Below are 25,560 nucleotides of genomic sequence, written 5' to 3'. Positions count from 1 at the left end.
TCGAAGATCCGGAGGGGTTCTATGAGGAGATCTGTCGCAGGCAGCGCAGGACTACCGTGGCTGGAATCTCTCCAGGTGGAGGTGATGCCATCAGCTGTCGATAATCGGATTGCCGCTCACGGCCGATGGGTTTTGTTGCGCTTGTGCGAACGAATCCTCTGCGCTTTTCGCTGGTGACCAGCCTGATGGAGCCAAGTCCGGCGGCTAAGCGAGATGATCCGTTCCGATGCACACCTGGCTTTGCCTTAGCGCCAAGCCGCGGACGTCATAAGCCTCGCCAAGCTGGCTCAGCTCAGGGGCTTGTGCCCCTGCTAGAGTTTGGCTAGATCGCAAGGGTTCATTTTAGGAGTTCGATAATGGCAATTGGTACTGTGAAATGGTTCAACCCGAGCAAAGGTTATGGCTTCATCAAACCGGACGATGGCGGCCCCGACGTCTTCGTGCACATGCGTGCCGTTGAAAAGGCTGGCTACCCGGATCTCGCGGAGGGAGCGAAGATCAGCTACGAACTGAAGACCGGCAGTTCGGGTAAAGCCTCTGCTGAGAACCTGCGGATTGGGTGAGGTCGCCCTTATAGAGACACGCTGGAGGATACCGCCGTTGCGGACCGCGGTGTCCGATCGAGGCCTTCGGCAGCCCTGCGGACCCAGTCATTGGCCCGCGCGGAACATCTCACCCTTTGCAGAATCTCCAACGGATCGATGGCAACGCACCTGGTGGTGGGACCGATGCGATCGGCAGCTGCCAGAACATCGGCTGGGCCGATAAGACATGAGGCATTGGCGCGGTCGAGCGCAGCACTCTTTCTTGCGGTAGCAGCGCGTTGCCGCCCAGGATCAAGGACGCGAAGGGTATAAGGCGCCCTCGCATTCGAGGCGTAACTCCGGCGGTTTACCCATTGAAGCAGCAACACGCGGTGCGTTTCGAATGGCCTGCGAGGCGCCGAGCATGTTCCGCTTAGCAAGACGAGGCGCGCTTTCGCTCAGATTTGCGGACTTTCAAGGCGCGACGTTTCATCGTCGCCGTAAGCTTCTTTGTTCCTGATTTGTTGGGTGCAACGCGGAGTACGCGGCCGGTCTCCGAAACAAATTGACCGCCCTTGTCCATTCGTTTCATGCAGTTCTCCAATTAATAGCCTTGTGCCGAATCTCGATTTCGAAGTCGCCCTAAGGACCAACCGCTAGCGAAAAATCACGTCCATCGCTATCGCGTTCTGTCTTTCCATCATCGGCTTATGGCTTACCGCAAACGAAAAGCAGGAACAAGCTTTCGGGGGAAATACATCAAGCATTGTACGATCCGGACGCGGATTGCGTCATCATGTCCGAGCGCACCAGCTTCGATATGCCCCAATGTAGAATGACCTACGTAACCGGTAATTCTATTCATTACGTGCAACTCCATGATCTATGATTAAAGGAATGGTCGCATGGATTCGTATAGCAACCGGTCACTCATTGAAGCGATCTGCGCCCGCAGGGAGAATTTCGACGATGCTGGTTGTCGCAATTGTCCGTCGCGGCCAAATCAGATCTCGCGAGCGTCGCGTTTTTCGACCTTGCCGACCTGTGATCCTGCAAACGACGATAGTCCTCCTGAACTTGATCTGTGGATTCATCATCAGGCAGTCGTCAAGGCTCCCCTACAACACCTGCCAAAGCCGGCGACTGCTCGCGCGAAGGCCGGAGAATCATGCGTTCGCCGTGGGTTCCCTGGATCCTGCTGGCGTTCGTCAGCTGTTCGTAAGCAAACGCATCTAGGTATGCGTTAGGTGGGGCGGTCAACGCAAACCTTCGATCACGATGGGCTCATATCTGATTTCGACCGAGGTATTGGCCTTTCGTCGATTTTCTCAAACTGCGAGCGTCGTTGCCGTCCAACAGAGCGGAACTTGGCTCTGAGGGTTGAAGCGCGGTCTCTTCAAGGAGGCGCAATCTGAAGCCGATCGATTCAAATGCACTATTCGCCACAGACGTTTGGATGCAGGGATACGCGGCTCTGCAGGAACGGCAGCCGGCCGCCGCGTCCGCGAGATGGCCGTCGCCCCCCTCCGTGGCCTCGACGCATGACAAGATTCTGATTGTCGATTTCGGCAACCAGGTGACGCAACTGGGGACGGCACCTCACCGGCGATTGCGATGGCAGCCTCGCGACAGCCCGCCGCGTCCGGCCATTTGCTGAAACCGTTCACCAGGCTTGCCAGCGCTTGCGGGTTAAAACGCAAGAGCTGGGACGGCCGATGCAACAATCGGGCAACACGCCTACAGGTGAAGCGGGATTTGAGCAGCGGCTAAGCGATCTGCGGCTGAGTTCCTCCGATGAGAGCTCTTCAGGGGTGAGGCCAGATCCGCCGCTCTGATATCAGTGGTTCGATGCGAATGCCGCCGCAGCCGAACGGACAAAATATCCGCTTCAGCGGCACGCGCCGCAGCGTGGACCTGCCTCGCATTCACCTCGCTGGCTCGAGTGGATGGACGTCCGGTAGCTCATCAGACAACGAGGATACGCGGTCGAGCCGACAAGTGGCTGCCGCACTCGTGAGGGCAAGGCGTCCAGTACATTGGATAAAGATATGAGACGCATTGACGAGCGCGACAAATCGCCCATTTCGGAATTTGGTGCTGGTGAAGGTCGAGCCGCTGACGGTTCGAGCGCTGGACCGGCTCGTGCTCCTGGTGAAGAGGGGCGATCGTTCAGTTCGATTGTGGATCGGATGCGTTCCGAGATTCAGGATTCAGGTCCTTCGGATTCTCGCAGCATGCAGCGCGATAGCGGTGCGGGCCGATTTGCTGCTCCCTCCTCCGGCGCACATCGGCTCCTGGGCGCCGCGCTGCAGGGCGCAATCGGTGGAAGTCGTCGTCGTTTGCGCTCCCTGCCGGAATCCAGCTCGTCGCGAACTGATGGGGAATTGCGGCGCGACGATCCAGAGGCGGAAAGCTCGCTAGGACGTCGTCTCCCGTCGCACGGGGGCGATGGACCAGAAGGGGGGCGCGTCCACGATGCGCCTACTCAGAATGTCGAAACCCCGGGCCTGCAGCGGCCTTATAGAACGTACAGTGGGAGACCAAGGCGAGATGCGGGCTTCTCGCGTCCGAGTGGCGAGGAGTTCTGGCGCGACGATCGAGAGGCTGAAAGCTCGCACGCGAGCAGACGCCCACTGGATACGCAGTCCGTGTCTGAGGGAAGTGGCAGACCAGGAAGGTGGTGCGTGGCCGATGCGCCTGCGCAACCATTCCAGCCTGGGAGTTCGGAGCGAGCTCATGGAACTTATCGTGGCGCAGCCAGTCTGGAAATTACTCCATCGGCTTCGGATGGTGACCGGCGACGCGCCGATCGAGCCACTGACCGCCCGCAAACTGGCAGGCTGGCGCCGCATGGCCAATCCATCTCTGACCGAAGTGGCCAAACCGGGAGGTCGCATGTCGACAATGCTGCCCGGCAGAATGTCCAAGTTGGAATACCGCAAAGGCATTCTAGACGTTCAGATGAACTCAATGCCGCCTTAAGGGAAATCGCCAGCGCTCGCGATATCAGCGTTTTCTCACGCGCAGTTGTACGTTACAACAAGCAGCTGGGAAGGCAGGATCTTTCAGACTTTCTGCAAACCGCAGCTGCCCGTTTCGACGCTCGATTTGTGCCGCAGTTGGAGGAAAATATTCGGTCCTCCTGGGGGTACGCCACGACATGCAATGTGGTGAGCCGGGAAGCTGGAGGTGAGGCCGGCATGAGAGCTTGCCAGGCCTTAGCGGTTCGGTTGTCGCGCCTCGACAAGGCGCTTATGAAGCAAATTGATCCCATCGCACTTTCTCTGTTCGCATTATCGTTCGGCCGACATTCCTCGGCGGCGAGCTGTCGCGAGGCTGCCGTCGCAATCGCCGGTGAGGTGCCGTCCCAGCTCTCGCGTTTTGACCCGCAGGCGCTGGCGAACCTGGTGAACGGTTTCAGCAAATGGCCGGGCGCGGCGGACTGTCGCGAGGCTGCCGTCGCAATCGCCGGTGAGGTGCCGTCCCAGCTCTCGCGTTTTGCTCCGCAGGCGCTTTCGAACCTGGTGAACGGCTTCAGCAAATGGCCGGGCGCGGCGGACTGTCGCGAGGCTGCCGTCGCAATCGCAGGTCGGGTGCCGTTCCAGCTCTTGCGTTTTGCCCCGCAGGAGCTTTCGAACCTCGTGAACGGTTTCAGCAAATGGCCGGACGCGGCGAGCTGCCGCGAGGCTGCCGTCGCAATCGCCGGCGAGGTGCCGTCAAAGCTCTTGCGTTTTGAGCCGCAGCACCTGGCGAATCTGGTGAACGGTTTCAGCAAATGGCCGGACGCGGCGGGCTGTCGCGAGGCTGCCGTCGCAATCGCCGGTGAGGTGCCGGCCAAGCTCTTGCGTTTTGACCCGCAGCACCTTGCGAACCTGGTGAACGGTTTCAGCAAATGGCCGGACGCGGCGGGCTGTCGCGAGGCTGCCGTCGCAATCGCAGGTAGGGTGCCGTCGCAGCTCTCGCGTTTTGCCCCGCAGGCGCTGGCGAACCTGGTGAACGGCTTCAGCAAATGGCCGGACGCGGCGGGCTGTCGCGACGCTGCCGTCGCAATCGCCGCTGAGGTGCCGTCACAGCTCTTGCGTTTTGCCCCGCAGGAGCTGACGGACCTGGTGAACGGTTTCAGCAAATGGCCGGACGCGGCGGGCTGTCGCGAGGCTGCCGTCGCAATCGCCGCTGAGGTGCCGTCAAAGCTCTTGCGCTTTGACCCGCAGGCGCTGGCGAGCCTGGTGAACGGTTTCAGCAAATGGCCGGACGCGGCGGGCTGTCGCGAGGCTGCCGTCGCAATCGCCGGTCAGGTGCCTTCCCAGCTCTTGCGTTTTGATCCGCAGGCGCTGGCGAATCTGGTGAACGGTTTCAGCAAATGGCCGGACGCGGCGGGATGTCGCGAGGCTGCCGTCGCAATCGCCGGTCAGGTGCCGGCCAAGCTCTTGCGTTTTGTCCCGCAGCACCTGGCGAACCTGGTGAACGGTTTCAGCAAATGGCCGGAGGCGGTAGAGTGTCGCGAGGCTGCCGTCGCAATCGCAGGTCGGGTGCCATCCCAGCTCTCGCGTTTTGACCCGCAGCACCTGGCGAACCTGATGAACGGGTTCAGCAAATGGCCGGACGCGGTGGGCTGTCGCGAGGCGGCCGTCGCAATCGCAGGTAGGGTGCCGTCCCAGCTCTTGCGTTTTGACCCGCAGGAGCTGGCGAAGCTGGTGAACGGTTTCAGCAAATGGCCGGACGCGGTGGGCTGTCGCGAGGCTGCCGTCGCAATCGCCGCTGAGGTGTCGTCCCAGCTCGTGCGTTTTGACCCGCAGGCGCTGGCGAACCTGGTGAACGGTTTCAGCAAATGGCCCGAAGAAGCATTCACGGGCCAAGCGACGATCGCAATCGCTCGTGAGGTCCGTCGCCGTGGCCATCAACTCTCCCATTTTACTCAGCAGGCGCTGGCGAATCTGGTGAACGGATTCAGCAAGTGGTCGGAAGACCCGGACACTTGCCAAGCTGCGGCCGCAATCGCGGGTGAGGTCGGTCGCCGCCCGCTCTCCGATTTCACGCCGCAGCAGATGGCACATCTGCTGAATGGCTTCAGCAAGTGGCCCGACGACGCAGCGTGTCACCGGGCGCTGGTGGACGTCGCACGCGGACTAGGCCGGGCAGGCCAACGCTTCGGAGCCTTCACGACGCCTCAATTCGGCATGATCGCCAATGCGCTGGGGCGAAGCATCGTGAGAGGAGAGGAGGCGGGAGAGATCACAGAAACCGCTTTGCTGAAGGATCGCTTGCATCAGTTGGCCCATCACCTTCACTACGACAGTGATCGGCTGGAGCAGAGCGATGTTCGGACCATCGCCAGCATTTTCAAGGCCTTGGCGAAGGCTCGGCTGTTCGAGGATCTGGGCTCACTCGCCCCGACCGGGTTGGATCGGCTCAACGAACTGCATCGTGCCCCTGGTTTTGCCGCTGAGAACAACCTCGAAGCCATGGGCAATCTCTGTGCCGCGCTGGTGCCGCTGGCGCGCAGCGCGCACCTGCGCTGGCACCGCAGAGTGGCTCTCCACTTGCTGAACGATCTCCAGCCGGTCGTGGAGCAAAAGATCGAGGCACACTTCAATGCAAGCGCGGCAGAGCGAACCCGTGGGCCGCTCGCCAGTCGCGGTCCTGCGCTTTCGATCTATCAGATGATCAAGGCTCGTGCGGTCCTGGCGAACATGTTCAAGCGACCGGATATCGAGGGCAAGAAGGCCGATTTGCGCAAGAGGCAGCAAGAGCTGCGGCACGGCACCAGAGAGACCCTGGTCAGGACACGCGACCTCATCCAGGGCGATCTTTCCAACATGAGCTGGAACCTAATCGCGCAAATCGAGGCGGAGAGCCCGGTCGATGCGCTGGACGCATTCGTCGAGCAGAACGCCGCAACGATCCAGGACAAATATCCTGCGTCCATATTCGATGTTCACGAGGTATTGCGAGCCATGGATCACGAGCCGCGGCCCCCACAGGGCAAGGCTGGTCTGATGCGGTTGCCGGTGGTGGACATGCAGGGACGGCCTCTGGCCACGGAGCCCGAGACACGATACTCGATCTTTCATCGGCTGACCTCGGGGGCGATCGAGGCGGTCGCCGTTCAGCTGCCAGCAAAGCCGAGCGCCCTCATGCTGGCGCGCACGTTCACGTATAAGGGGGTGCCCTACCGCATGGACCTGTTCGGCGGCAACAAGTTAAAGGCACCAAAACCGACCGTGCTCGAAATCGCCGCCCATGCTGCAGCCAAGCCGGCAGCAGCATCTTCGGCAGGAAAGCTGCTCGCCATTCCCTATGCTGAAACCGCTCCGGGAACGTCTTTCGAGAAGCTCATGCGCGCCTGGGCGCCCTTCAAAGAGGCCTATTGGTACACTCAGCGTAGGGGATTTGCGGCGCCACCCGCAATCAAGGATCTCGGCCCTCACGACTACGCGCTAGAGGGCGCCTTCAAGCTGTTGCTTGCGCCAGACCGCCCGGCCAACGAGGCGCATCCCTTCAGACTGACCGGACCGGAAGGCCCGATTGCTCTGCGACCGCATGACGGCTGTGGCTTTATCAAGGCTTCGCTCGCCGAGCGTATGCTCGCCGTTCGCCGTGCCGGCCCGAAGCAAGGTCCCGATCGGATGCCGGCCTATGGCGAAGCAAGCAGATCGTTCGTCCCGGCCTCAGCGCTGCAACATTATCCGCGTAGTGAGCGAGTGGCGGGCGAGGCGCGCGAGAAAGCCAAGGCTTGGCTGGAGAGCAGAGGAGGGGAAAGCCTGATAGGCGAGCATCTTTTTCGTATGGTGACAGCAGGCCACATCGACGGATCCGGCGCGGTTGCCGTCCCGTCCAGTGACGATTACCTCCATGTGTCACAGCGCAAGAGCGAGACGTTGACGGGAACGGGGGGCGTGCTGATCGGGCGGTCGCCCTATGACAATCCCAACCTGCGCCCGCTTGCCTACGAACGCGTCAAGTCAGCAGCTGATGGGGATCCGACTGCGGCATTCCTCGATAGATGCGTGTCGATGCAATACAGTTTCAGCGTCGCTGAGAAGTCGCGGGAACAACTGGCGGCCGACGATCCGAGCTTCTTTGCCAAAGGCATTCTGATTGTGGTGCCGGACGAGCTGTGGCCGGCCGACTACGCCGATCGTGGCCTGGTGATGTCGGCTGAGGACGTCAAGTGCCATTCGAGCTGGACAGAGCGCAAGGACCGCGTCAAGGCGGATACGCTGGTAGACTGCGTCGGCATCCTGCAGGCGACCGAGGTGTTCGCTCCGGGCTCGTTGGTCGCCGTCCCGACCGGTGAGCAAAAAAAGCTCGACGGTGATTTCGACGGAGATACGATTGTTATCGTCGGTGACCGGCCGCAGCTTTATGAGCATGTTCGCCTGTTCGATGACAAGGAGCAAGCCCGCGGGGTCCGCTCGCTCAAGCCACCAAAGTCGCATACGCCGGCAATCGAGGGCAATGATTACAAATTCAGTCGTGCCAGCCAGATCCTCGCGGCGACGCGGGATACTTTGGAGACTTATAGCGGCCTGCAGCGGAGTTTTCTGGCGCAATCCCATCAAGCACGACGTTGGTTTGCCGAGCGCGCAGTGTTTGGAACCTACGAGGGGTTTCATCACGAACTTCAGCGCGACATCCGTCAATTACTGACCCAGGAGCAGGTGAGCGCCCAGGATGTCGAGCACATGCTCGATAGAGCGAGGCCCGAAATCAAGCTTGCAGACCATGCAGTCGCCCACGAAATTGCCGAGTTCCTCGTCACCGACCTTGAGGCATGGGCAGCAAGCATGGATGAGCAGGTGCTGCCCGAAACAGTCGAAAGCGCGCGCGATACCAAGCTGACGGTGAGCCCGGCGCTTGCAGAGCTTTTCCCAAACCTGGCGGAGACCTATCCGGCGGCCACTCACCCGCGCGAGCGTATCCAGGCCCTGCTCGACAACTATCCTCCGCGCATCAGTCCACGGCCGGATGGGTACATTGCCGATGACCTCGTGCAAAGCGCAAGCAACCTCCTGAGCCTCGGCATCAAGGTCGGAACGGACGCCTTTAAATCCGACACCAGCGTCCAGCTGTTTATGAAGAAAAGCCAAGGGCTCCAGAGCCTCCTGCAGCAGGCGCCAGGCCTGAAGTCGGTGCCCTATGTCAAGAGCATGGCGGCGACCCTCAATCACGGGATGTTCAATGTCGACACGACTTTGGAGGATCTGAAGGACAATCCCACATTGGCGGCTTCAATCATGGAGGCCTCGATCAATCTTGCTGCGGAGAAAGGGATTCTGCCTCGCCCCTTTGACCGGCAGCCTGCCGAGGATTCTGCCATCAAATTGACGCTAACTCGCGAACTGGCCTCGGAGCGCGCCCAAACCGAGGTGGCGCGCGCCGCAGTCGAAGAGAAGGCGATCACTGCAGCGGCGCTTCAGGTTGCCGAGGATCTCCGGCAAACGGGCATCGATGTGAAGATGCCCCATCTCGGCCGTCGATTGAAGACAGAACGCTCCCTCACAGACCAGCTCATGGTTGTGAATGATGTCCCCGAAGGCGCCTCACAGCTGATCAGCAACGCCGTGCGCCATGTCTTCGAAGTGCCCGATAAGGATTTTGCAAAGGCCTTCCGGAAAGCCATTCTGTCGTTTGAGAAGCAAGGCTACACCGAAATCAGCACAGCAAACTGGTTCAGGATGAGCGCTCCGACCTTTGCCGGCATCAAGACTGTGCTTGCCACGCCGGATGGTTACCGCTTCGAGGCGGAGTTTCATACGCCGGGCAGCTACAAGGCCAAAATGGCCAATCACAACACTTATAAGGAACTCCAGCGACGAAGCAGAAGCGATACACCGGATCCCGCCAAGATTGAGCAGCTCACGCAGCTCACGCGCGAGGTCTGCAAAGAAGTTGCGATCCCGGAGGGTGTCAGAAACATTCCCCACTTTTCAATCGAAGGGGCGCGTGCAGCTGGCGTCGGCGCGACCTTTGCGCTGCGATCTGGCCAACAAACAGGGACGCCCGAGCGATCACCGACTGCAAAGGACGTTGTCGCGGCCCTCGACGGCCGGCCGATCGTGCTCGTCGGCATGCCCGCCTCCGGCAAATCCACTATCGGCCCACATCTTGCGCGAAGACTAGGGCTGCCTTTCATCGACTCCGACAAAAAGATTGAGGCGATGACTCGCATGTCGATCACGGACATCTTTTCGACCAAAGGGGAGCAGTATTTCAGGGATCTCGAGGCGAGTTTGATCGCGGAGTCTCTCGAGCGGGGGCCCGTGGTGCTCGCCACCGGTGGCGGCGCGTTCATGCGTGAGGAGACGCAGCGCCGCGTGGCCAAGAAAGGGGTCTCGATCTGGCTCAATGCCGACGCGGATGAGATCAGGAAGCGCCTCGCTCGTGACACCACCCGCCCGCTGTTGCAGACCGAGGACCGGGGGGACAAGATCACGCAATTGATCCGCGAGCGCGAACCGTTCTATCAACTTGCCGATCTCACCATCGTCCCGGGACGGCGTCACAACAGGAGCGCGGATGAATGCGTGGCCGCGCTGCATGCGCATCTTTGCGGCGAGGCGAGCGCGGACCGGATACCGGCCAATGTCATGGGAGCGGTACCGTGACCTCGTCGCTCACACGGTTGATTGTCGATATCGCGGGCACCGATCGAGATCAACAGCCTCTTCGCCTCGAGTGGGCACACCGCGCGAGCCAGGCGAAGATCGCCCTACTCAGTGCTTTCCAATCAACCTCGTCCGTCAATTCAAACGGGCCGAGCCAGACCGGCCATCTCGAAACAGAGGGGGCCCACCTGAACTGGCACGGGCGACCTAGGTCTCGTCAGCTTCTCGAAAGATCGAGCTGCGAACATAAGAAAGGGGGCAGTCCCGAGCTAGCCGTTCTGATCGCTCAATCGGAGGTCTGGAATGGACCCATCTAGTGTCAGTTTCGCTGCAGCTACAGCTTCTCCTCGCACGTCGCGCGCCAGGCCGGAACAGCTGAAAGTAAACCAAGCCGCTTTTGAAGCGCATCTGAGCGAAGCCGCACAGGGTCGGCCGAGGCAGGCCGATATAGAACTATCCCGTCATAGCGTCTTTGCCGGGCACGAGGCCGGCAGCGGCATGGTGGCTCAGCAGCCGGATATGCAACTTATCCTCGTTTCCAATCGTGTATCGAGCTTCGATGCCGGCAAACCCAAGACGGGTGGTCTTGCCGCGGCCCTCGAGCCAGCCGTTGAACGCTCTGGCGCCGTTTGGATGGGAGCCTCGGGAACGCTAAGCGACGGCAGTGAGCAGCTGACGCCTCTCGAGCAGCACGGCAAAGGTCAAGTTGTAAAGGTGGATCTTCCGGCCGCCCACTACGCCGGTTTCTATCATGGATATTCAAATTCTACTCTGTGGCCCGCGCTTCATTCACTGACCGAGCGGATGTCACCTGAGTCGGAAGAGCATTATAACAGCTATTGCGAGATCAACCGTGCCATGGCACGTGCCCTGTCACGCCTTAGAAAGCGCGACGCGATCTGGGTGCATGATTATCATCTCCTTTCCCTTGGCAAGGAGCTGCGCGAGCTCACGATTGAGCAGCCGATCGGCTTTTTCCTCCATACGCCATGGCCGAACCCTGATGTGATCGAGAGGGTGCCTCACCATCTCAATCTCATGCAATCCATGTTGGCGTACGATCTTGTCGGCTTTCAGACCCGGCGGGATCTGAACAATTTCCTAAGGTGCCTCCAAGTGCATCTTGGGATGGAAAGCAGGAGCGATGTTGTGATCTCGGAGCAAGGCCTCACGCGTTGTCAGGTTTTTCCGATTGGTATCGATCCGCAGCAGTTCGCAGAATATGCCGTGGAATCGCTCGTGGAATACCGACAGGAGATCTCGTCGATCCAGGACAAGCTCAACTGCACGAAATTGGCAATCGGCGTGGATCGTCTCGACTATACAAAGGGCATCGACAACAGGATCAAGGCTCTCGACCTGCTGTTGACAAACAAACCGCACAGCATCTCGCTCCTGCAGATTGGGACGTCGTCGCGCGCCGACATTCCAGCATATAGTGAATATCAGCGCGATATCGCCAGCCTCGTCGAAGACGTCAATCGTAAGCATGGATCCGACGACGGCTGCGAGCCGATCACGTACCGGAAGGGTCACTTCCCGCAGGTGGAACTGGCCGGACATTACCGCACCGCCGACGTCGGTGTGGTGACGCTGTTGCGTGACGGTATGAATTTGGTGGCGAAAGAGTATGTTGCTGCGCAAGATCCAAACGATCCGGGCGTGCTGGTCTTGTCGAAGTTCGCGGGGGCGGCAGAGGAGCTCAACGAAAACATGGCACTGCACGTGGACCCGACCTCTCCTGACGACATCGCGGCGGCGATTTCAGCAGCGATCGAAATGCCGCGCGAGGAGCGCATCGAGCGCTACCGAGCGATGATCAACACACTTGAGGCATATACGATCCATGACTGGTCGAAGGAATTCGTTCGCGAGCTCTACCCCAGTCGAGGGGCGCTGCCAGCCGATCACTTCCGATATCTCGGCTTCGGTTGGCTCAACGAGGCCCAAGTGCCCATGTACGCAACTGTGGAGGAGTTAAATGTCGCGGTGAAGCATGTACAGGACACGCGCTGGATATTACCTGAGAGTGCTGCAGGCCGAAGCAGAGGCGGGCTCGATTGATCAATTTGGGTTCTGATCAAGAGGCCAACCACACTCGGGAGCTCATTTGTTCAGTGCTTGATCTTTCGGCAAGACAAGCGCAGCGCATCCTTGCTTCCTTCTATCTGCGACCCGCAGCGAACCTGGCCTAGCGGACATGCGCCATTGCCTAGTACGCGCAAGCACCTGCTAGAGCCAGCGGACTGCCATTTACGACGGTTCGTCGCGGTCGCAGGCCGAAAACGTTGCCGCCCCTGTCTTCGTCATGCTCGCTAAGCCGGGCAACGCCTGCCCGTCAGCTTCTCATCAGCTTGTCTGGGTATCATTCACAGCACCGTCTTACCCGCTGCGAAGAGACCCGCGCCAAAGGGAAGCGAGCATCGCCATGCATAATCGAATTGGTGGACCATCCACACGTCCGAGCCAAACTCACGAAGCTTGTGAGTCGGTGGACAGCGACAGCTTTCGACAGATTCTTGCGGGTGTGTCGTCCAGATCGATGACAGATCCACATGCGAATTCGTCTTCGGGGCCAACACGGCTGCGCTCGATCGTTTCCGAGCCATCCGTCATGGCGTTCGAAGACCTTCCGTTTGGCACAGACAAGCAAAATCTCAGGTCGCGGAGGAGGTTGCCACCTGGAGAATTGCCCGACAAAATGGGGTGTTGCGTCAGCACACCCCAGGCCACCGACCCACACAATCCCGGTACGTCCTCTCCGGCGAGGCCGAGCAACTCAGTGTTCCAATACCGGACGGCCGAATTGCATCAAGCCAATGTGGACGGCATCTGCGTCGGACTAACTGCGGAGTGGCTCGGCCTTCTCAGCCACAGTCCATCAACGCGAATGGGTGCGCTAGCACCCGGATCGCGAACGCATGACTCAGCGGCTGTGCGCCAGGAGCGGTATATAGACTTCAAGAGAGAGTTGCGAGGGCGGGGAGCAGGAGCTTCTCAGGCAGACATTGAGGCACAAAATAGCGTTTTCCGGGAAGCAAATTTGGATCCATCCGGAAAGGAGAAGGTATACGAATTCGGCGAGCGTTCGAGCCTCTTGCGCATGGTGAGGAAAATCACCGACGGCGGATCGAAATATTTGCTCAGTTTGTATTTCGCCGACGGCGGCTCACACGTCGTTGCAACGGCAACGCTGGATGGAAGGACGACACTCTTCGATCCGAACTATGGAGAGTTTACTGCTCAACCAGACGAGATGGAAGGATTGCTTGAAAGCCTCGCCAATCGTTACAGGAACCCCAACGGGCGGCAGTTGACGACCATCACCACACAGAAAATAAACTGAGGTCGGTCCTGCAGGCGGCAGGCGATCAGCTCGTTCCGTAAGGGCGAACAACCATATCCATCCCCCAGCCTTGTTGCACAAAGCGCCGGAACAGGAGATCTTCGCGCGGGCAGCAAGGCTCGAGGGCTTGTGCAAATCGCGAGCGAGCCGCTCGCATTTGCCTCGGGACAGAGCTGCACTCGTTCATCCCCACGGCTCGGATATCAGTCCAAGAGCTGGTCGCGGGGCGGTCTCATGACGAGCCGCCTCTGTCGCCTGATATGGCATCATATCTTGTCGAAACTCTAAACCGCTATCCGCTTGGCGAGATGGCTCGGTCGGGAAGACCGCTCAAGTGCTAGGTCTAGAGCATTTTCCGATCACGTTGCGTCGTAACCGGCTGCGGTGAGATAATTTTGACATTCCTCGGGTGAGAAGCGCTTGAGAGCGCTGGCGATTGCTTGCCAGAGATCGGGCATGGTGCGCGCTGCGGCGGCGCGCAAGAGCGCCTTCAATTTAGAGAAGGCCATTTCGATCGGGTTGAAGTCCGGACTGTAGGGCGGCAGATAAAGCAGGCTTGCTCCGACCGCCTGGATGGCCTCTCGAACGCCATGGACCTTGTGAGCGGGCAAGTTGTCCATGATAACGGTATCGCCCGGCCGCAGCGATGGGGCGAGCACTTGTTCGACATAGGCCAGGAAGGCGTCGCCATCCATTGGACCATCCAAGACAAGTGGCGCGATCAGACCGTCGGAGCGCAATCCGGCGGTGAATGTCGTCGTCTTCCAGTGTCCATGTGGGACAGCCGCGCGACATCGCTCGCCGCGTGGCGAGCGCCCGTAAAGTCGCGCCATTTTGGTGTTGGCGCTGGTTTCGTCGATGAAGACCAGGCGCTCAGGGTCAAGATCGATTTGCCCTTCGAACCACTCCTCACGCGCAGCGATTTATATCGCGGCGCCTTTGCTCGGCGGCGTGCGCTGTCTTTTTTTGAGTGTGATCTTTCTGCGCTGGAAGAAACGCCAGAGCGACGCGATGCCGGCTGATATGCCACGACGTTGCAACAGTTCTCGCAACTCGGCGAGCGTGATATCCGGCTTTGCCGTCACCGCGTCCAAAATCAATTGTGCATGTGCTTCGATACGCTGCGATTTGCGGTCACCGCCCTGACATTTAGGAACGATGTCGCCAACTTCCTTGAGGCGACTACGCCAGCGGATCGCGCTGGCCGCGCTGACACCAAAACGCTCCGCGGCCTGTCGACAGGACAAGCCACCGTCAATCGCGGCTACCACCCTCTGGCGAAGATCAACTGAAAGCGCCCTGGTCATACATGCTGACCTCCTTCGTCAGCATGTCCCTTGAATCTGACTCGTGCCGTTTTGGGAATCCCTACCGATTCATTCCGGTCGGAAAACGCTCTAGGCCTTCAAGATCGTCTTCGTTTCGTTCGCCGCAGACATGGCTAGCGCTCATCCAGCGCCTTGAGCGGCGCTACTTCGGGTCGCACAATCAGCGCCGGCTGTAACCGAGCGAATCGCGCGTCCAGTCAGCTTGGTCTTGAGAAGCTGCCTCTGGGCCTTTACAGAATTTGCGCATGCGATGGTGCTGTCGCCTAAGGAGATGACACGATCCTCGCAGTGGCGCCGCAAGTGCTTGGGCGACGCCTGGTGCTTCTGCGGCCCGCGAAGTGGCAACCTCGCGGTGACGAGACGAGGTCTTAAACGCGCGATCTTATGCAGTCGCGCGTTCGCTTGCAGCGCCAAACCTTGCGCGCCTCTGTCACTGCGATGGGCGAACTGCGGGCCGCAGGCTGTCAGCCCAACTGGCCTGGCAATTTTCAAGACGAGACCTCGCGCCTCCTAGCTTGGAACACCTGCGGTTTGCATGGGTCCGGTCTCAAGGCGGGCCTTCAGGTCGTCCAAATAGTTCTGGGCATAGGATTGCGCCTGCGAGATCGACAGGTCGATCCCCCTGGTCGCGGCCTCTTCCAGAACCTTCTTTGCGAGACCTTCGCGCAGCGCTAACTTGACCTCAGGTCCAGAGATACAGCCAACGGCCTGCGCCGCAAGGTTGATGCCGACCTCTTTCAGCGCCTTCTTCATATCGCCCCCGCTAACGGCCGTGTGAAGAAGGTTCGCCGCTTGCGACTCCAACTCCAGTACCATCGATACGGCATCGGCGACTTCGCCCAAGGCGGGAATGAAGCCGAGCACGCCGACTGCCGTGGCCGCCAAATCAAGTACTTTCGTGCCGACCTTGAGCACGTCGTCGACGACGTGCATTAGGGCTCCGCCATTCTTTTTCGCAGACTTGATATCGGGTTGGTCGTCTACCCCCATCATCATGTCCGCAACCGCGCGTTTATCCGCGGCGGTCGTCGGGACATGGGTCTTGGTCTGCTGAACGGTACGGTTCGCAGTCGACATGTTGTCGTAGAAGTGCGTGAAGTCGTTGTTGCTGATGTTACCCGAATCGACCGTATGCCCGCCGCCGAAGTCCGTGATCTTATGATGTGTCTTGTAGCCAGTGATCGAATTGTTCAGTAACCCAAACAACAGCGGGTCCGAAAGCAGCTGTGACGCTGCTTGGCGCACGTCCGGATCGAGACTCTTGTCGTCCGCCATGCTCGACAGCTTCTCTCGCGTCAGGTCGCCGTTCCCGAAGAATGCGGATTGATTCTTGTTGATCGTGCCGAGCGTGTCGAGTTCGCTCTGCGTGAGGTTCATCGACGATGAGGCGACTTGCAGGAAGTCCTCTTTGTGGACCTTATCAATCGCGCCACCGTACAACTGCTTCCAGGCGTCGGGATGGTCGAGAAAGTACTGAGCCGCCGCGATCACCTGCGGCGGACACTTGCCGGTCTTGGCGTTGCCGTCGACGATCCTCTTGAAATCGTCCAGACTGAGATTCTTAGGCAGGTAATCAGAATACCGGTAGAGTTCGCGCAATGCATCATTGGCGCTCATGGCCGACGGTTGTCCATTCCCGGTACCGTCGGATGGAATGTAGTTCTGCTCGTAGCTGTGCGCCTTCTGCTCCTGGAATGCCGCAACCTGTGCGTGGCTATCGGAGAACTTGGACAAATCATTCGCCTTGATCTTGCCCCCGCATCGGCCGTCGCCCTGGGAGCCGATCGCATAGAACAGCTCCGGGTCCTGCCGCAATTTGTTGATCGCTTCCTTCAGATCCGGTGGCGTCGAGGGGTCGTTGGCCTTCTCTGCCAACGAGTCCCAGCTGAGCGGGCATTGGTCCTTGTGCCGGTTCAGCACCGCGACGATCTCCAGCTCGGAATCGGTCAGCGTGCCGCCATTCCATGTGATCCTCGAGCTTGCTACCGGAGCGGTCGCCACGTCGGGTGCTGGAGCAGGCGCAGCCGGTGCCGATTCGTCGGCGGACGAAGGGTCGGCTGAGGAAGAAGGAAGCGTTTCTTTGTCCAGTGCCTCGATCGCCGCCTTCACATCCGCTGGCAGCGCGTCCAGTGGGTCCTGCGGCATCGGCAGCTCTGGCTGCAGAGGATCAGTTGACGTGGAGGGGACATCGGATTTGTCTTCCCGCGAACTGACGGACACCATCGACTCGAAGATCGAAGGTTTGCCTTCCCCAATCGGGTCGGATGGTCGCAACGTCGACGAAGCCGCCGGAACGAGTCCAAACTGGGCTGGATCCACACTGGTGGGCAGTGAAAAGCTATTGAGCTGCATTTGAGTTCATTTCCATTGCGGTCAATCGGTGACATCGGCGGTCGCAAGAACGACACGTTCGTGCTAGACTAGGGGGCCGAGCTTTCGAGAAGCTGACGAGTTTGAGAAGGCTCGCGTTGAGCCAATCGCGGTCATCTTCGATTTATCTCGGAAGAGGCGCCGGCGTGCTCATAAATGTCATCTCCGATCCAGCGCACGCAGCACGACGCTGTCCTGATGGACTTGGAGGAATATGCTCCCTCCAGTCATCGCAATAGCCGTCGTGGCGAAGCCGCGAAGCATCACCCCATCACCCCGCAGTCCCCGCAGCGGCATTGCGAACGACGGGCGGTTTTGCCTGTGCCTTGCCATCGCACGATTAAGTGTGTGATCCAACGGGTGCGATGGACGTGTGGTGGACCGAGCGCCAGGACTGTCTGGCGCTCATTCATAGGAGATGTTGTAACAACGAGGTCGCGGGGTGGTGAAACTAAGTTCGGTGCAGCCCCGCCATCCGCCCGTGAAGCCGCCTCTCAGGTTGATGTTGATCCCGGTATTGGGGTCATTGGGATCCAACCTTCGGCTTGTCAGCTTCTCGACAGCTAATCCCGCTAGCCTGAGCTACGTGGGTCGCTCGGTTGCGATGCCACCTTTCTGATGGAACTGAACTGAGAGGCAGCAGATGGCCGGCGCAATCGAAAGTGTGGTTCACACCAATCTTGATGGTGGCGCTTCGCAGTCCGTGGATCAGGGTCGAGAGCTCGAATCAGCGTTTGGTTCGGTTCTTGCCATGGCCGCGGTGCAGACTATGGAGCGAGGCATAGAAAATCTTCACGAAGCGGTTGCTGAAACAGAAGAAGATGCCTGACGCCGAATCGCGACGTCAGGGACCGTCGCCGTCAGTGGCGACAATTTAAGTGGAAGGAGAAGCGATATGGTCAACAAAGTGGGTGGCTCCGGCTCTCATGGTAGTGACACCGCAGATGTCAGTGCTGATAAGGCTGGCAACAAGGCTGATAAGGGGGCTGGCGGTGGTGGTACCACAGCGTCTACCGCCGCATCAGGAGCTGGTGCTGTAATTGATCAGGCCGGGGCGGCGGGGACTTATGAGGCGGTTATCGCGCAACTGAAGGCTGTCAGTCTGCAAACCATGGTGCAGGACATGCGCTTGCGCACGCTGTCGACCGAGCTCGCGAGTGAGAAGAAGGCGGCAAGCGAGCGTGCCAACGGGTAATGCTGGAGGCGGGGCGTGCGTTCGCCCCGCCTTCCAGTCGTGGCGGCGATGTGAGTAGTGACGTTCTGGGGGGCGGGGGCGAATTGTACGGCAATGCTTTCCTTGCTCCTCTTGGTTTGGAGGATTGTCTTTGAAGGAGGCTGCCTCCTTCCACTTCGAGGTGCTGTCGGGACTTTATGCCGGGCTGACCGGAGAAGCGGCTGCCGGAGCGAGCCTTATCGGCAGTGGCCTCGACGCGGATATGATCTTTGTCGAACAAGAGCTTGAGCCGCATCATTTTCGTGTCACTCTCGTTGGAAGCTCGATCGAGATCGAGGCCCTTGCTCCCATAGGCACGATGGGGGGCGAGGAGGGGGTTGGCGCTGGTGAGCGCGTTGTTCGTTCTCTTCCAGCCGTTGTCCACGCCGGCGCCATGTCTTTTCGTTGGTCGATGCACAATGCGGTCGAGGCCAGTCCGATAAGCCCATCGCGCGTTTCGATCTGGGCCTGGGCCATCGGGTTGTTCGGCATTGTCGGTATAGCTGCTCTCACGACCGCGCTATCCAAAGGCGGCGGAGGTGCACCAAACGCCAGTGCGGCGCCTGCAGCCGAGATTGTACAAAAGCGCATCACGAACCGGCCTGATGATCGGTACGCCCAGGACACCGCCGAAGCGTTGAAGCAGGAGGTTGATAAGGCCGGCCTGCTCGATATCAGGATCAGTTCGGGCCCGGGTTTTGTCAGTGCTGAGGGAACAGTCACTCCTGCAACGGTCGCGAAATGGCAGGAACTCCAGCAATGGTTCGATCATCGCACAAATGGTGCGCTAACCCTGGTAAACGGCGTGCAGACCAAAGAGGGCAAGCCACCTTCTCCGATCGCTCTCGAAGCTGTTTGGCACGGAAGCCAGCCTTATTTGCTTATTGGCGGACAGAAATATTTCGTCGGTGCTCTGTTGGCTGACGGATGGTTGGTTGATCGAATCGAGGATGGGCGTGTGCTGCTAAGTCGAAATGGCCGTTTTGCTGCCGTGCCCTATTAGCGCGAAGGAACATTGGAGAGGTCATGTCTAAGCTGTCCCGCCATGATATTCGGCCCGTCACCATTTCGCAGAGACGCGACGAGGACCGTGCGCCGCTAATCGACGTCAGCAAGACCAAGATCGACGGTACTCCCCCAGATGATGAGAATCAGCAGGCGTCGATCTGGCGAGAGCTGAACGCGTCGCATTTGCCGCTCGATATGACGATCGACGCCCTATCGGAGGCCAAAGACATTGATGCAGTCGGGCGCGTCAGCCTCAGCAAGATGCGCTTCCGCGGCAATGTTATCGAGGAGCTGACGCCGTTCCACGGGGGCGATATCGCGCATGATCTGTTCGCCTTCGTTACACCACGGCTGCGCCATCCGGACATGCTGCGGGCGGAGCGGTACGGTGTTCTTCTGGAACGTCTCACCCTCAAGCTCTCGGCCGTACCCGCGGAATTGATTGCGCGCGAAGGTCTCCTCGTTTTGCAGCAAGGACTGCAGTGGCTGACCCTGCTCCGGCAGAACCGGAACAGCTTGATCGAAGCCTAGCCATGCTCACCTCTGATGGAGCGCATCAGCCGACAACGGACGTTTCTGATGCCGGTGACCTGCCGCTGAGTCCCGGGCAAGAGCGCGATTTGGTCTGCGCACTTGCTTATCTCCATCTTACATGTGGACAGGGCGCAGAATGCGTTGCTCTGTTGCGGCTCATCGTCCGCGACAACTCGCAAGACGTCGATCTGCTGCGGATTTTCGCCTATGCCCTCATTGCCGAGGGCCTCGGCGACCAAGCGCTGCGGATCCTGGACAGGTTGGATACACTTGATGACGAGCCGTCTTCGCGCACCCATTTGATGCTGTTACGAAGCCATGCCCTGCGGCGCGCAGGCCGCATGGACGAGGCGCGCGCTGTTTTCCAGGGCTATGTTTCGTTGCGCAACGGCGCAGTTTTTGTCAAACAACCATCAGAAGGAACGCCATGACCAACGTCCTGCGTAACATCCTTGCGCGCGCGGCGGCCAACTCCGATCTGATGGTTGCGTTGATGCTGCTTCTGACGGTCAGCATGATGATCATGCCGATCCCGCTTGTAGCGATCGATACGCTCATTGGCTTCAATCTGGGCATCGCCATACTGCTGCTGATGGTCGCTCTTTACATCAGCACCCCGCTCGACTTCTCGTCCTTGCCGAGCGTCATTCTGATTTCCACGGTCTTCCGTCTGGCGCTCACCATCTCGACGACGCGGCTGATCCTGGCTGATGGGGATGCCGGCAGCATCATTCACACGTTCGGTGACTTTGTCATATCGGGGAATATCGTCGTCGGCATTGTCATCTTTCTGGTTGTGACCATGGTGCAGTTCATCGTGGTCGCCAAGGGCGCGGAACGCGTGGCGGAGGTGGCGGCGCGCTTCACGCTCGATGCCCTGCCGGGCAAGCAGATGGGGATCGATGCGGAGTTGCGCAACGGTCATATCGATCAGAACGAGGCCCGCAGTCGGCGCGCTGCATTGGAAAAAGAGAGCCAGCTCTACGGGGCCATGGACGGCGCCATGAAGTTCGTGAAGGGTGACGCCATCGCAGGGTTGGTGGTCATCTGCATCAATATGCTGGCCGGGATCACTATCGGCGTGCTCTCCAGGGGAATGTCGTTCGCGGAGGCGTTGCATCAATATACCCTGCTGACGATAGGTGATGCGCTAATTTCGCAAATTCCGTCGCTCCTGCTGTCGATTACAGCCGGAACGATTATCACGCGCGTGAATGGAGCGACCAAGCTCAACCTTGGTAGCGATATCGTCAACCAGCTCACCGCCAATGCTCATGCCTTGCGACTGGCCGCCTGCGTCTTGGTGGCAATGGGGATCATCCCGGGTTTCCCGTTGCCGGTCTTCTTCGTCTTGGCCGCGGTCTTTGCAGGAGCGAGCTTTGCTGACGGTGTGGTCCAAAGCGCCAAGAAAGGCGCGGATGTCTCTAGTCCAGTTCCCGCACAGCCTTACAAGCAAACCGTGCCGGCGGAAGCGCTTCCGGTTGCGTTATTCCTCGCACCCAGTCTGACACCGGCGATCGACAGGGACGAATTGCAGCAGCAAATTGCACAGGTTTCCGGATCGGTCTCAACAGATCTAGGCATCACGATTCCGCGCATCCCCGTCGAGGTCGACGAGCGCTTGCCAAAGTTGGTGTTCAGGGTGGATGTCGAGGGCGTGCCGGTCGATCAGGAGTTTATTGATCCAACGCAGCTCGTGCTTAACGATGATCTGGCCAATATCGAATTGAGCGGCATCCCATTCCGGCATGACCCGGAGACCAATAGAATCTGGATCGAACAAAGCAATCAACCGGCCCTCAAAGCGGCCGGCATCGGGTATCGCCGTCCCATTGAGATCCTGGCCTTGCACGTTAATTCGGCGTTGACTCGTCATGCGCCGTGCTTGGTGGGCATTCAGGAGACCCGACAATTGCTGGGCCGAATGGAGCAGGAATATGCCGATCTGGTGAAGGAGGTGCTGCGCACGATGCCAATCCCCAAGATAGCCGACGTCCTGCGGCGCCTGCTGGAGGAGGGAATCCCGATCCGCAATACAAGGCTGGTCTTGGAAGCATTGGCCGAATGGAGCGGACGAGAGCAAAACGTCGTCTTGCTCACTGAATATGTTCGCTCGGGTCTGAAACGGCAGATTTGCCACCGTTATGCCAACGCACACCGTGTCGTGCCCGTCTTCATCATCGAACGTCAAACCGAGGAAGTTGTTCGCAGCGCTGTGCGCGATACGGCTAAAGGACCCTACCTGGTCTTGACGGACGGGCAAAGCGAGGCGTTACTTTCAAGAATGCGTCAGATCCATTCGAACAAGGTTCCGGGGCAGGCTCCCCCAGTTATCCTTGCTTCGATGGATATCCGGCGTTTCGTCCGGGGTTTTCTCACCCGCAACGGGATCGACCTTCCTGTTCTTTCGTATCAGGATCTCGCTCCAGACTTCACGATTCAGCCCGTTGGATCGATCACATTGACTGCTGCCAAGGACAATGCTCCGTCGGAGCAATCTCGCGACAGGATCGCTGCAGCCGATTTGTCGCCCCAGCACTCGATCTGAGAAGGATCGCATGAATTCACGTCTGGATGCCGTCCGGTCGCGCTTGGGTGGATTTTGTCCGCTCTTGGGTTTGGCTCTCCTTGTTATTCTGGGGCTCGGCGGTTGCGCTCGCTGGGATAGACCTGCTCTTCAGGTGCAGGAGACGCCGCCGCCGGATTTGCTTGGCGCCAAAGATATCGATCCGGCTATGCGCGATCGCATTGAGCGCGCGATCGGCCGGAATTCTGACTAGAGGCTTTGTGCGATCTGCGGAAGCAGACACCATGAATGTCGATCGGGTAAGCCCTGTCGACACAAAAGCGCCGGCATAAGGTCGCTCGGACTACTCCTCAACGTCTTCTAGGATTCCGCACGCCGAAAACGAATGCGTTATGCTCGACAAACGGAGGAGGCACGGCCAGGTCAGAGGTGCTGTAGAGGTAAGCAATTGCGAACTAGGGGAAAAAGTCCCCCGCGGCAAATCAGGTTGCCGGCAGCGGTCGGTGTGAACGCTGCGCGGGCGAAGGCTATCGCGTAGGACCATCTGCCGTCCCTCGGCAATTTGATGGCCGGTTCACAGCTCAAGGGCATGGTCGTCGAGCACTTGGCGCATCAGAGCGCCCTTGATCTCACAGGCGATCTCGTCGCGGATCTTTGCTCCGAATTGCAGCTCGGCGTCGCTGTTTCCGGTCAGGCCTTGATCGGCGAGCCGCTGCTCGAGGCGGCTCTGGAATTGCTCGTCCATCGCCTCGATGAGCCGGTCCTGCATCTGCGCATGGGCTTCGGGAGCAATCCGGCTCACCACCGTCTCCCAGGGGTGCCAGCGAGTCGCCAGATAGTCCGCAAAGCCTGCCCCTTCCTCGTTGCGCACCTGCATCTCGGCCGCTGTGAGGTCGTCCTCGGTCACGTAGGAGACATCAAAGAACCGCATGTCCGGAGCGATGAGCTGCAGGTCAAGCCGCTCGCGCAGCTTGACTTGATAGGCGAGATAGACCTCGATCTCGTCGACGAATTGGAGCGAACCGACCTTCTGACGGGCGATCGGCTCGAGCGCGTCCAGGCGGAACAGGACCCGAGCCTGCTGGATGAGTTCGCTGAGCCGCTTGTCATAGGCCCCCTCCTCGACATCAGCGTTCAGGCGTGCGGTCTGCATGCTGTTCCAGGTCAGGGTGATCCGATCTTGGCAGGTCTCGCTCGCCCCGAAGGCGAGCTGGAAATACTGCTGGCGCAATCCCGGCCTGACCGCTGCCTGACGCAGATCCTCGGCTACGGTGTTTCGGAACTCTGGATTGGCATAATTCACCGTCTTTCGCAGCCTGTCGAGGAAGAGCGCGTATTCCGAGGCACCCGCCTCGCCGGCGAAGTTCTGCCAGGCGGCGATCACCTTAGGCTCGCCCTCGAGCCAGTCCGCTACCACATCGCTCAGCGGTCGCGCTGAATCGCCTGCCGTTGCCTCGTTCATAGAGAAGAAGACCCGCGGACCGGCATAGCCCGGCGCATTCAGAGCTGTCGCCAGATCAGTCCGGGCCTGCTCGGACAGCAAATTTTCCTCCATGTAAATCATGCACCCAGAACCGAGCCTGGTTAGCAGGGCCTCCGGAAGGCTGGTCAGCCGGTTGTCGCGTGCCTCAAGCACCTGGAGCTCAGCCGGGAGGGTCTCGGGCAAGCTCGTCAGCCTGTTACCGCTGACGTGAAGTCTCTGAAGCTCCGGGGGGAGGGCCTCGGGCAGGCTACTCAGATGGTTGTCGCGCGCGAAGAGCAACTGGAGCTCGGCGGGGAGGGTGTCAGGCAGCCTGGTCAGCCGGTTGCCATCGGCCTCGAGCTCCTGGAGTTCAGGCGGGAGGCTGGCAGGTAGGTCGGTCAGCCGGTTGCCGCCGACAGCAAGCAACTGAAGACCGCTCGGGAGGGCATCGGGCAGGCTCGTCAGCAGGTTGCCGCGGACATCGAGGTCTTGAAGCCCGGCCGGCAGGGTGTCTGGCAGGCTCGTCAGGCTGCAGCTGCCAACGGCGAGCGTCAATAGGCCCTCCGGAAGGGTTTCGGGCAGCCTGGTCAGCCGGTTGCTCCCGACTTCGAGTGATTGGAGTTGCGTCGGGAGGGCGTCTGGCAGGCTGCTCAACCGGTTGCCGCTGGCGGTGAGCATTCGGAGTCCGGCCGGGAGGGGGTCAGGCAGGTACACCAGCGCGTTGTCGCTCACATTCAGCGATTGCAGTCCGGGAGGAAAGGCGGCGGGCAATGTCGTCAGACCCAGGTCGGACAGCTCCAGCCGCGCATAGACGTCGCCGGCTTCTGCCCAGGCTCTTATTCGTCTTGCCGCCTCTTGCCGGTCCTCATCTTCCGTCTGCCGCTCCTCGCAAACCCAGCTGTCTAGGATCCGGTCAAGCAGCGCTTCCTGGAGGACTGGGTCTTCAAGGTTCGTCGGATCGCTGGCAGGACCTGCGGCAGAGATCCCCGTGCGGTGCAAGGCTTCGGTCCAATGCGCCGCGGTCGGGGGAAGCCGCCGGCCTCCTCTTGAAGTATTTCCATCGCCCGGCCAGGGCTGTTGGCCAAGGAGCGATGCTGCGAGAGTTTGCTCCCAGGGACTTGCCGGGATAGTTAGCCACTCCGGCGTCACATCATCGGCTCCCGCCCACAAATGCTGCTCTTGATCAACGTCATGCGTCGGCCAATCGGCGGCTGCATCCATGTCGTGCCAACCATCCGTCAAACTGAAGCTGCCGTTTGGCAACTGGCTATCGCGATCTACGGTCGCAAAAAGCACATGCTGATTGATCCCCTGTTCAGAGCAGGAGGGCGGATCCGAGGGCAGCCGCGAGGGGCCTTGTCCAACGCGACCCTCATGCGGCATTCCCAAATGATCCGCATCTCCGTTCGACCCGGCATAAGGGGGGCGGCGGCGATTTGAATTGTTGGGCGAAGGTGGACGCTCGCGCGGATGCAGCTCGTTCAGGTGCTGCTGAAACGCTGCTTGGTCTGCCTGCTGCTGTTGCAGGCCCTCGTGGTGCGTCCGCCCGACATCCGGGATCTCGGATGGATTGAGGCGGTTGAACGGATCCATACCCATTCTCCTGGCGTATATGAGGAGCTGACGCCTGACCTGGATAA

General features: G+C 59.8%; 14 protein-coding genes and 1 pseudogene. 12 read left to right on the top strand and 3 right to left on the bottom strand.

Annotation, left to right across the window (positions count from 1 at the left end):
- Nucleotides 1–356 precede the first annotated feature (356 nt).
- The 5 genes from RX327_RS31280 (at nt 357) to RX327_RS31260 (ending at nt 13,478) form a co-directional block, all read left to right on the top strand.
- The gene (locus RX327_RS31280) at nt 357–563 is read left to right on the top strand and encodes a cold-shock protein (RefSeq protein ID WP_283088281.1); all 207 of its coding nucleotides are present in this window, start codon (nt 357–359) and stop codon (nt 561–563) included.
- Nucleotides 564–3,260: 2,697 nt separating this feature from the next.
- Nucleotides 3,261–3,506, top strand: a complete 246-nt coding sequence (locus RX327_RS31275; RefSeq protein ID WP_317248102.1) for a hypothetical protein — start codon at nt 3,261–3,263, stop codon at nt 3,504–3,506.
- Nucleotides 3,507–3,778: 272 nt separating this feature from the next.
- Complete coding sequence (locus tag RX327_RS31270) at nt 3,779–10,132, top strand: shikimate kinase (protein ID WP_317248101.1); 6,354 nt, start codon at nt 3,779–3,781, stop codon at nt 10,130–10,132.
- 303 nt (nt 10,133–10,435) lie between these two features.
- Complete coding sequence (locus tag RX327_RS31265; RefSeq protein ID WP_317248100.1) at nt 10,436–12,196, top strand: trehalose-6-phosphate synthase; 1,761 nt, start codon at nt 10,436–10,438, stop codon at nt 12,194–12,196.
- A gap of 244 nt (nt 12,197–12,440) precedes the next feature.
- Entirely contained in the window at nt 12,441–13,478 is a 1,038-nt protein-coding gene (locus tag RX327_RS31260; protein ID WP_317248099.1) for a YopT-type cysteine protease domain-containing protein, read from the top strand.
- Between the two features lie 359 nt (nt 13,479–13,837).
- Here RX327_RS31260 and RX327_RS31255 read toward each other — a convergent pair.
- Nucleotides 13,838–14,785 (bottom strand): annotated as a pseudogene (locus RX327_RS31255) (IS630 family transposase).
- 531 nt (nt 14,786–15,316) lie between these two features.
- Nucleotides 15,317–17,158, bottom strand: coding sequence for an HrpF/NolX family T3SS translocon protein (locus RX327_RS31250; protein ID WP_317248098.1), 1,842 nt, complete (start codon nt 17,156–17,158; stop codon nt 15,317–15,319).
- A gap of 661 nt (nt 17,159–17,819) precedes the next feature.
- On the opposite strand from RX327_RS31250, the gene RX327_RS31245 reads away from it, so the two are divergent.
- The 7 genes from RX327_RS31245 (at nt 17,820) to RX327_RS31215 (ending at nt 22,711) form a co-directional block, all read left to right on the top strand.
- A complete protein-coding gene (locus RX327_RS31245) occupies nt 17,820–18,005 on the top strand; it encodes a hypothetical protein (RefSeq protein ID WP_317248097.1) in 186 nt (61 codons plus the stop codon).
- A gap of 66 nt (nt 18,006–18,071) precedes the next feature.
- Entirely contained in the window at nt 18,072–18,371 is a 300-nt protein-coding gene (locus RX327_RS31240; protein WP_317248096.1) for a hypothetical protein, read from the top strand.
- Nucleotides 18,372–18,501: 130 nt separating this feature from the next.
- Nucleotides 18,502–19,392, top strand: coding sequence for a hypothetical protein (locus tag RX327_RS31235; protein ID WP_317248095.1), 891 nt, complete (start codon nt 18,502–18,504; stop codon nt 19,390–19,392).
- A gap of 23 nt (nt 19,393–19,415) precedes the next feature.
- A complete protein-coding gene (locus RX327_RS31230) occupies nt 19,416–19,928 on the top strand; it encodes a hypothetical protein (RefSeq protein WP_317248093.1) in 513 nt (170 codons plus the stop codon).
- A gap of 2 nt (nt 19,929–19,930) precedes the next feature.
- Nucleotides 19,931–20,362: a histidine kinase gene (locus RX327_RS31225; protein WP_317248092.1), complete on the top strand. Its 432-nt coding sequence runs from the start codon at nt 19,931–19,933 to the stop codon at nt 20,360–20,362.
- Nucleotides 20,359–22,479 (top strand): type III secretion system export apparatus subunit SctV, encoded by a 2,121-nt coding sequence (sctV, locus tag RX327_RS31220; RefSeq protein WP_317248091.1) that lies wholly within the window; start codon nt 20,359–20,361, stop codon nt 22,477–22,479. The genes RX327_RS31225 and sctV overlap by 4 nt, the downstream gene beginning before the upstream one ends.
- A 10-nt stretch (nt 22,480–22,489) precedes the next feature.
- Nucleotides 22,490–22,711 carry a hypothetical protein gene (locus tag RX327_RS31215; RefSeq protein ID WP_317248090.1) on the top strand — a complete coding sequence of 74 codons (222 nt, stop codon included), beginning with the start codon at nt 22,490–22,492 and terminating at the stop codon, nt 22,709–22,711.
- Nucleotides 22,712–23,032: 321 nt separating this feature from the next.
- Here RX327_RS31215 and RX327_RS31210 read toward each other — a convergent pair whose 3' ends face one another.
- Nucleotides 23,033–25,513 carry an NEL-type E3 ubiquitin ligase domain-containing protein gene (locus tag RX327_RS31210; RefSeq protein WP_317248089.1) on the bottom strand — a complete coding sequence of 827 codons (2,481 nt, stop codon included), beginning with the start codon at nt 25,511–25,513 and terminating at the stop codon, nt 23,033–23,035.
- Nucleotides 25,514–25,560: the final 47 nt, after the last annotated feature.

The sequence above is a fragment of the Bradyrhizobium sp. BEA-2-5 genome, from assembly GCF_032918025.1.
Lineage (GTDB): Bacteria > Pseudomonadota > Alphaproteobacteria > Rhizobiales > Xanthobacteraceae > Bradyrhizobium > Bradyrhizobium pachyrhizi.
This window is presented reverse-complemented; position numbering and strand designations above follow the sequence as displayed.

Bases quoted from the DNA above. Each gene is read 5' to 3' on its own strand.
- RX327_RS31265 (WP_317248100.1), top strand. From the start codon at position 10,436: ATGGACCCATCTAGTGTCAGTTTCGCTGCAGCTACAGCTTCTCCTCGC.
- RX327_RS31240 (WP_317248096.1), top strand. From the start codon at position 18,072: ATGGTCAACAAAGTGGGTGGCTCCGGCTCTCATGGTAGTGACACCGCA.
- sctV (WP_317248091.1), top strand. From the start codon at position 20,359: ATGACCAACGTCCTGCGTAACATCCTTGCGCGCGCGGCGGCCAACTCC.
- RX327_RS31245 (WP_317248097.1), top strand. From the start codon at position 17,820: ATGGCCGGCGCAATCGAAAGTGTGGTTCACACCAATCTTGATGGTGGC.
- RX327_RS31230 (WP_317248093.1), top strand. From the start codon at position 19,416: ATGTCTAAGCTGTCCCGCCATGATATTCGGCCCGTCACCATTTCGCAG.
- RX327_RS31260 (WP_317248099.1), top strand. From the start codon at position 12,441: ATGCTCGCTAAGCCGGGCAACGCCTGCCCGTCAGCTTCTCATCAGCTT.
- RX327_RS31270 (WP_317248101.1), top strand. From the start codon at position 3,779: ATGAAGCAAATTGATCCCATCGCACTTTCTCTGTTCGCATTATCGTTC.
- RX327_RS31210 (WP_317248089.1), bottom strand. From the start codon at position 25,513: ATGGATCCGTTCAACCGCCTCAATCCATCCGAGATCCCGGATGTCGGG.
- RX327_RS31275 (WP_317248102.1), top strand. From the start codon at position 3,261: ATGGAACTTATCGTGGCGCAGCCAGTCTGGAAATTACTCCATCGGCTT.
- RX327_RS31215 (WP_317248090.1), top strand. From the start codon at position 22,490: ATGAATTCACGTCTGGATGCCGTCCGGTCGCGCTTGGGTGGATTTTGT.
- RX327_RS31250 (WP_317248098.1), bottom strand. From the start codon at position 17,158: ATGCAGCTCAATAGCTTTTCACTGCCCACCAGTGTGGATCCAGCCCAG.
- RX327_RS31280 (WP_283088281.1), top strand. From the start codon at position 357: ATGGCAATTGGTACTGTGAAATGGTTCAACCCGAGCAAAGGTTATGGC.
- RX327_RS31225 (WP_317248092.1), top strand. From the start codon at position 19,931: ATGCTCACCTCTGATGGAGCGCATCAGCCGACAACGGACGTTTCTGAT.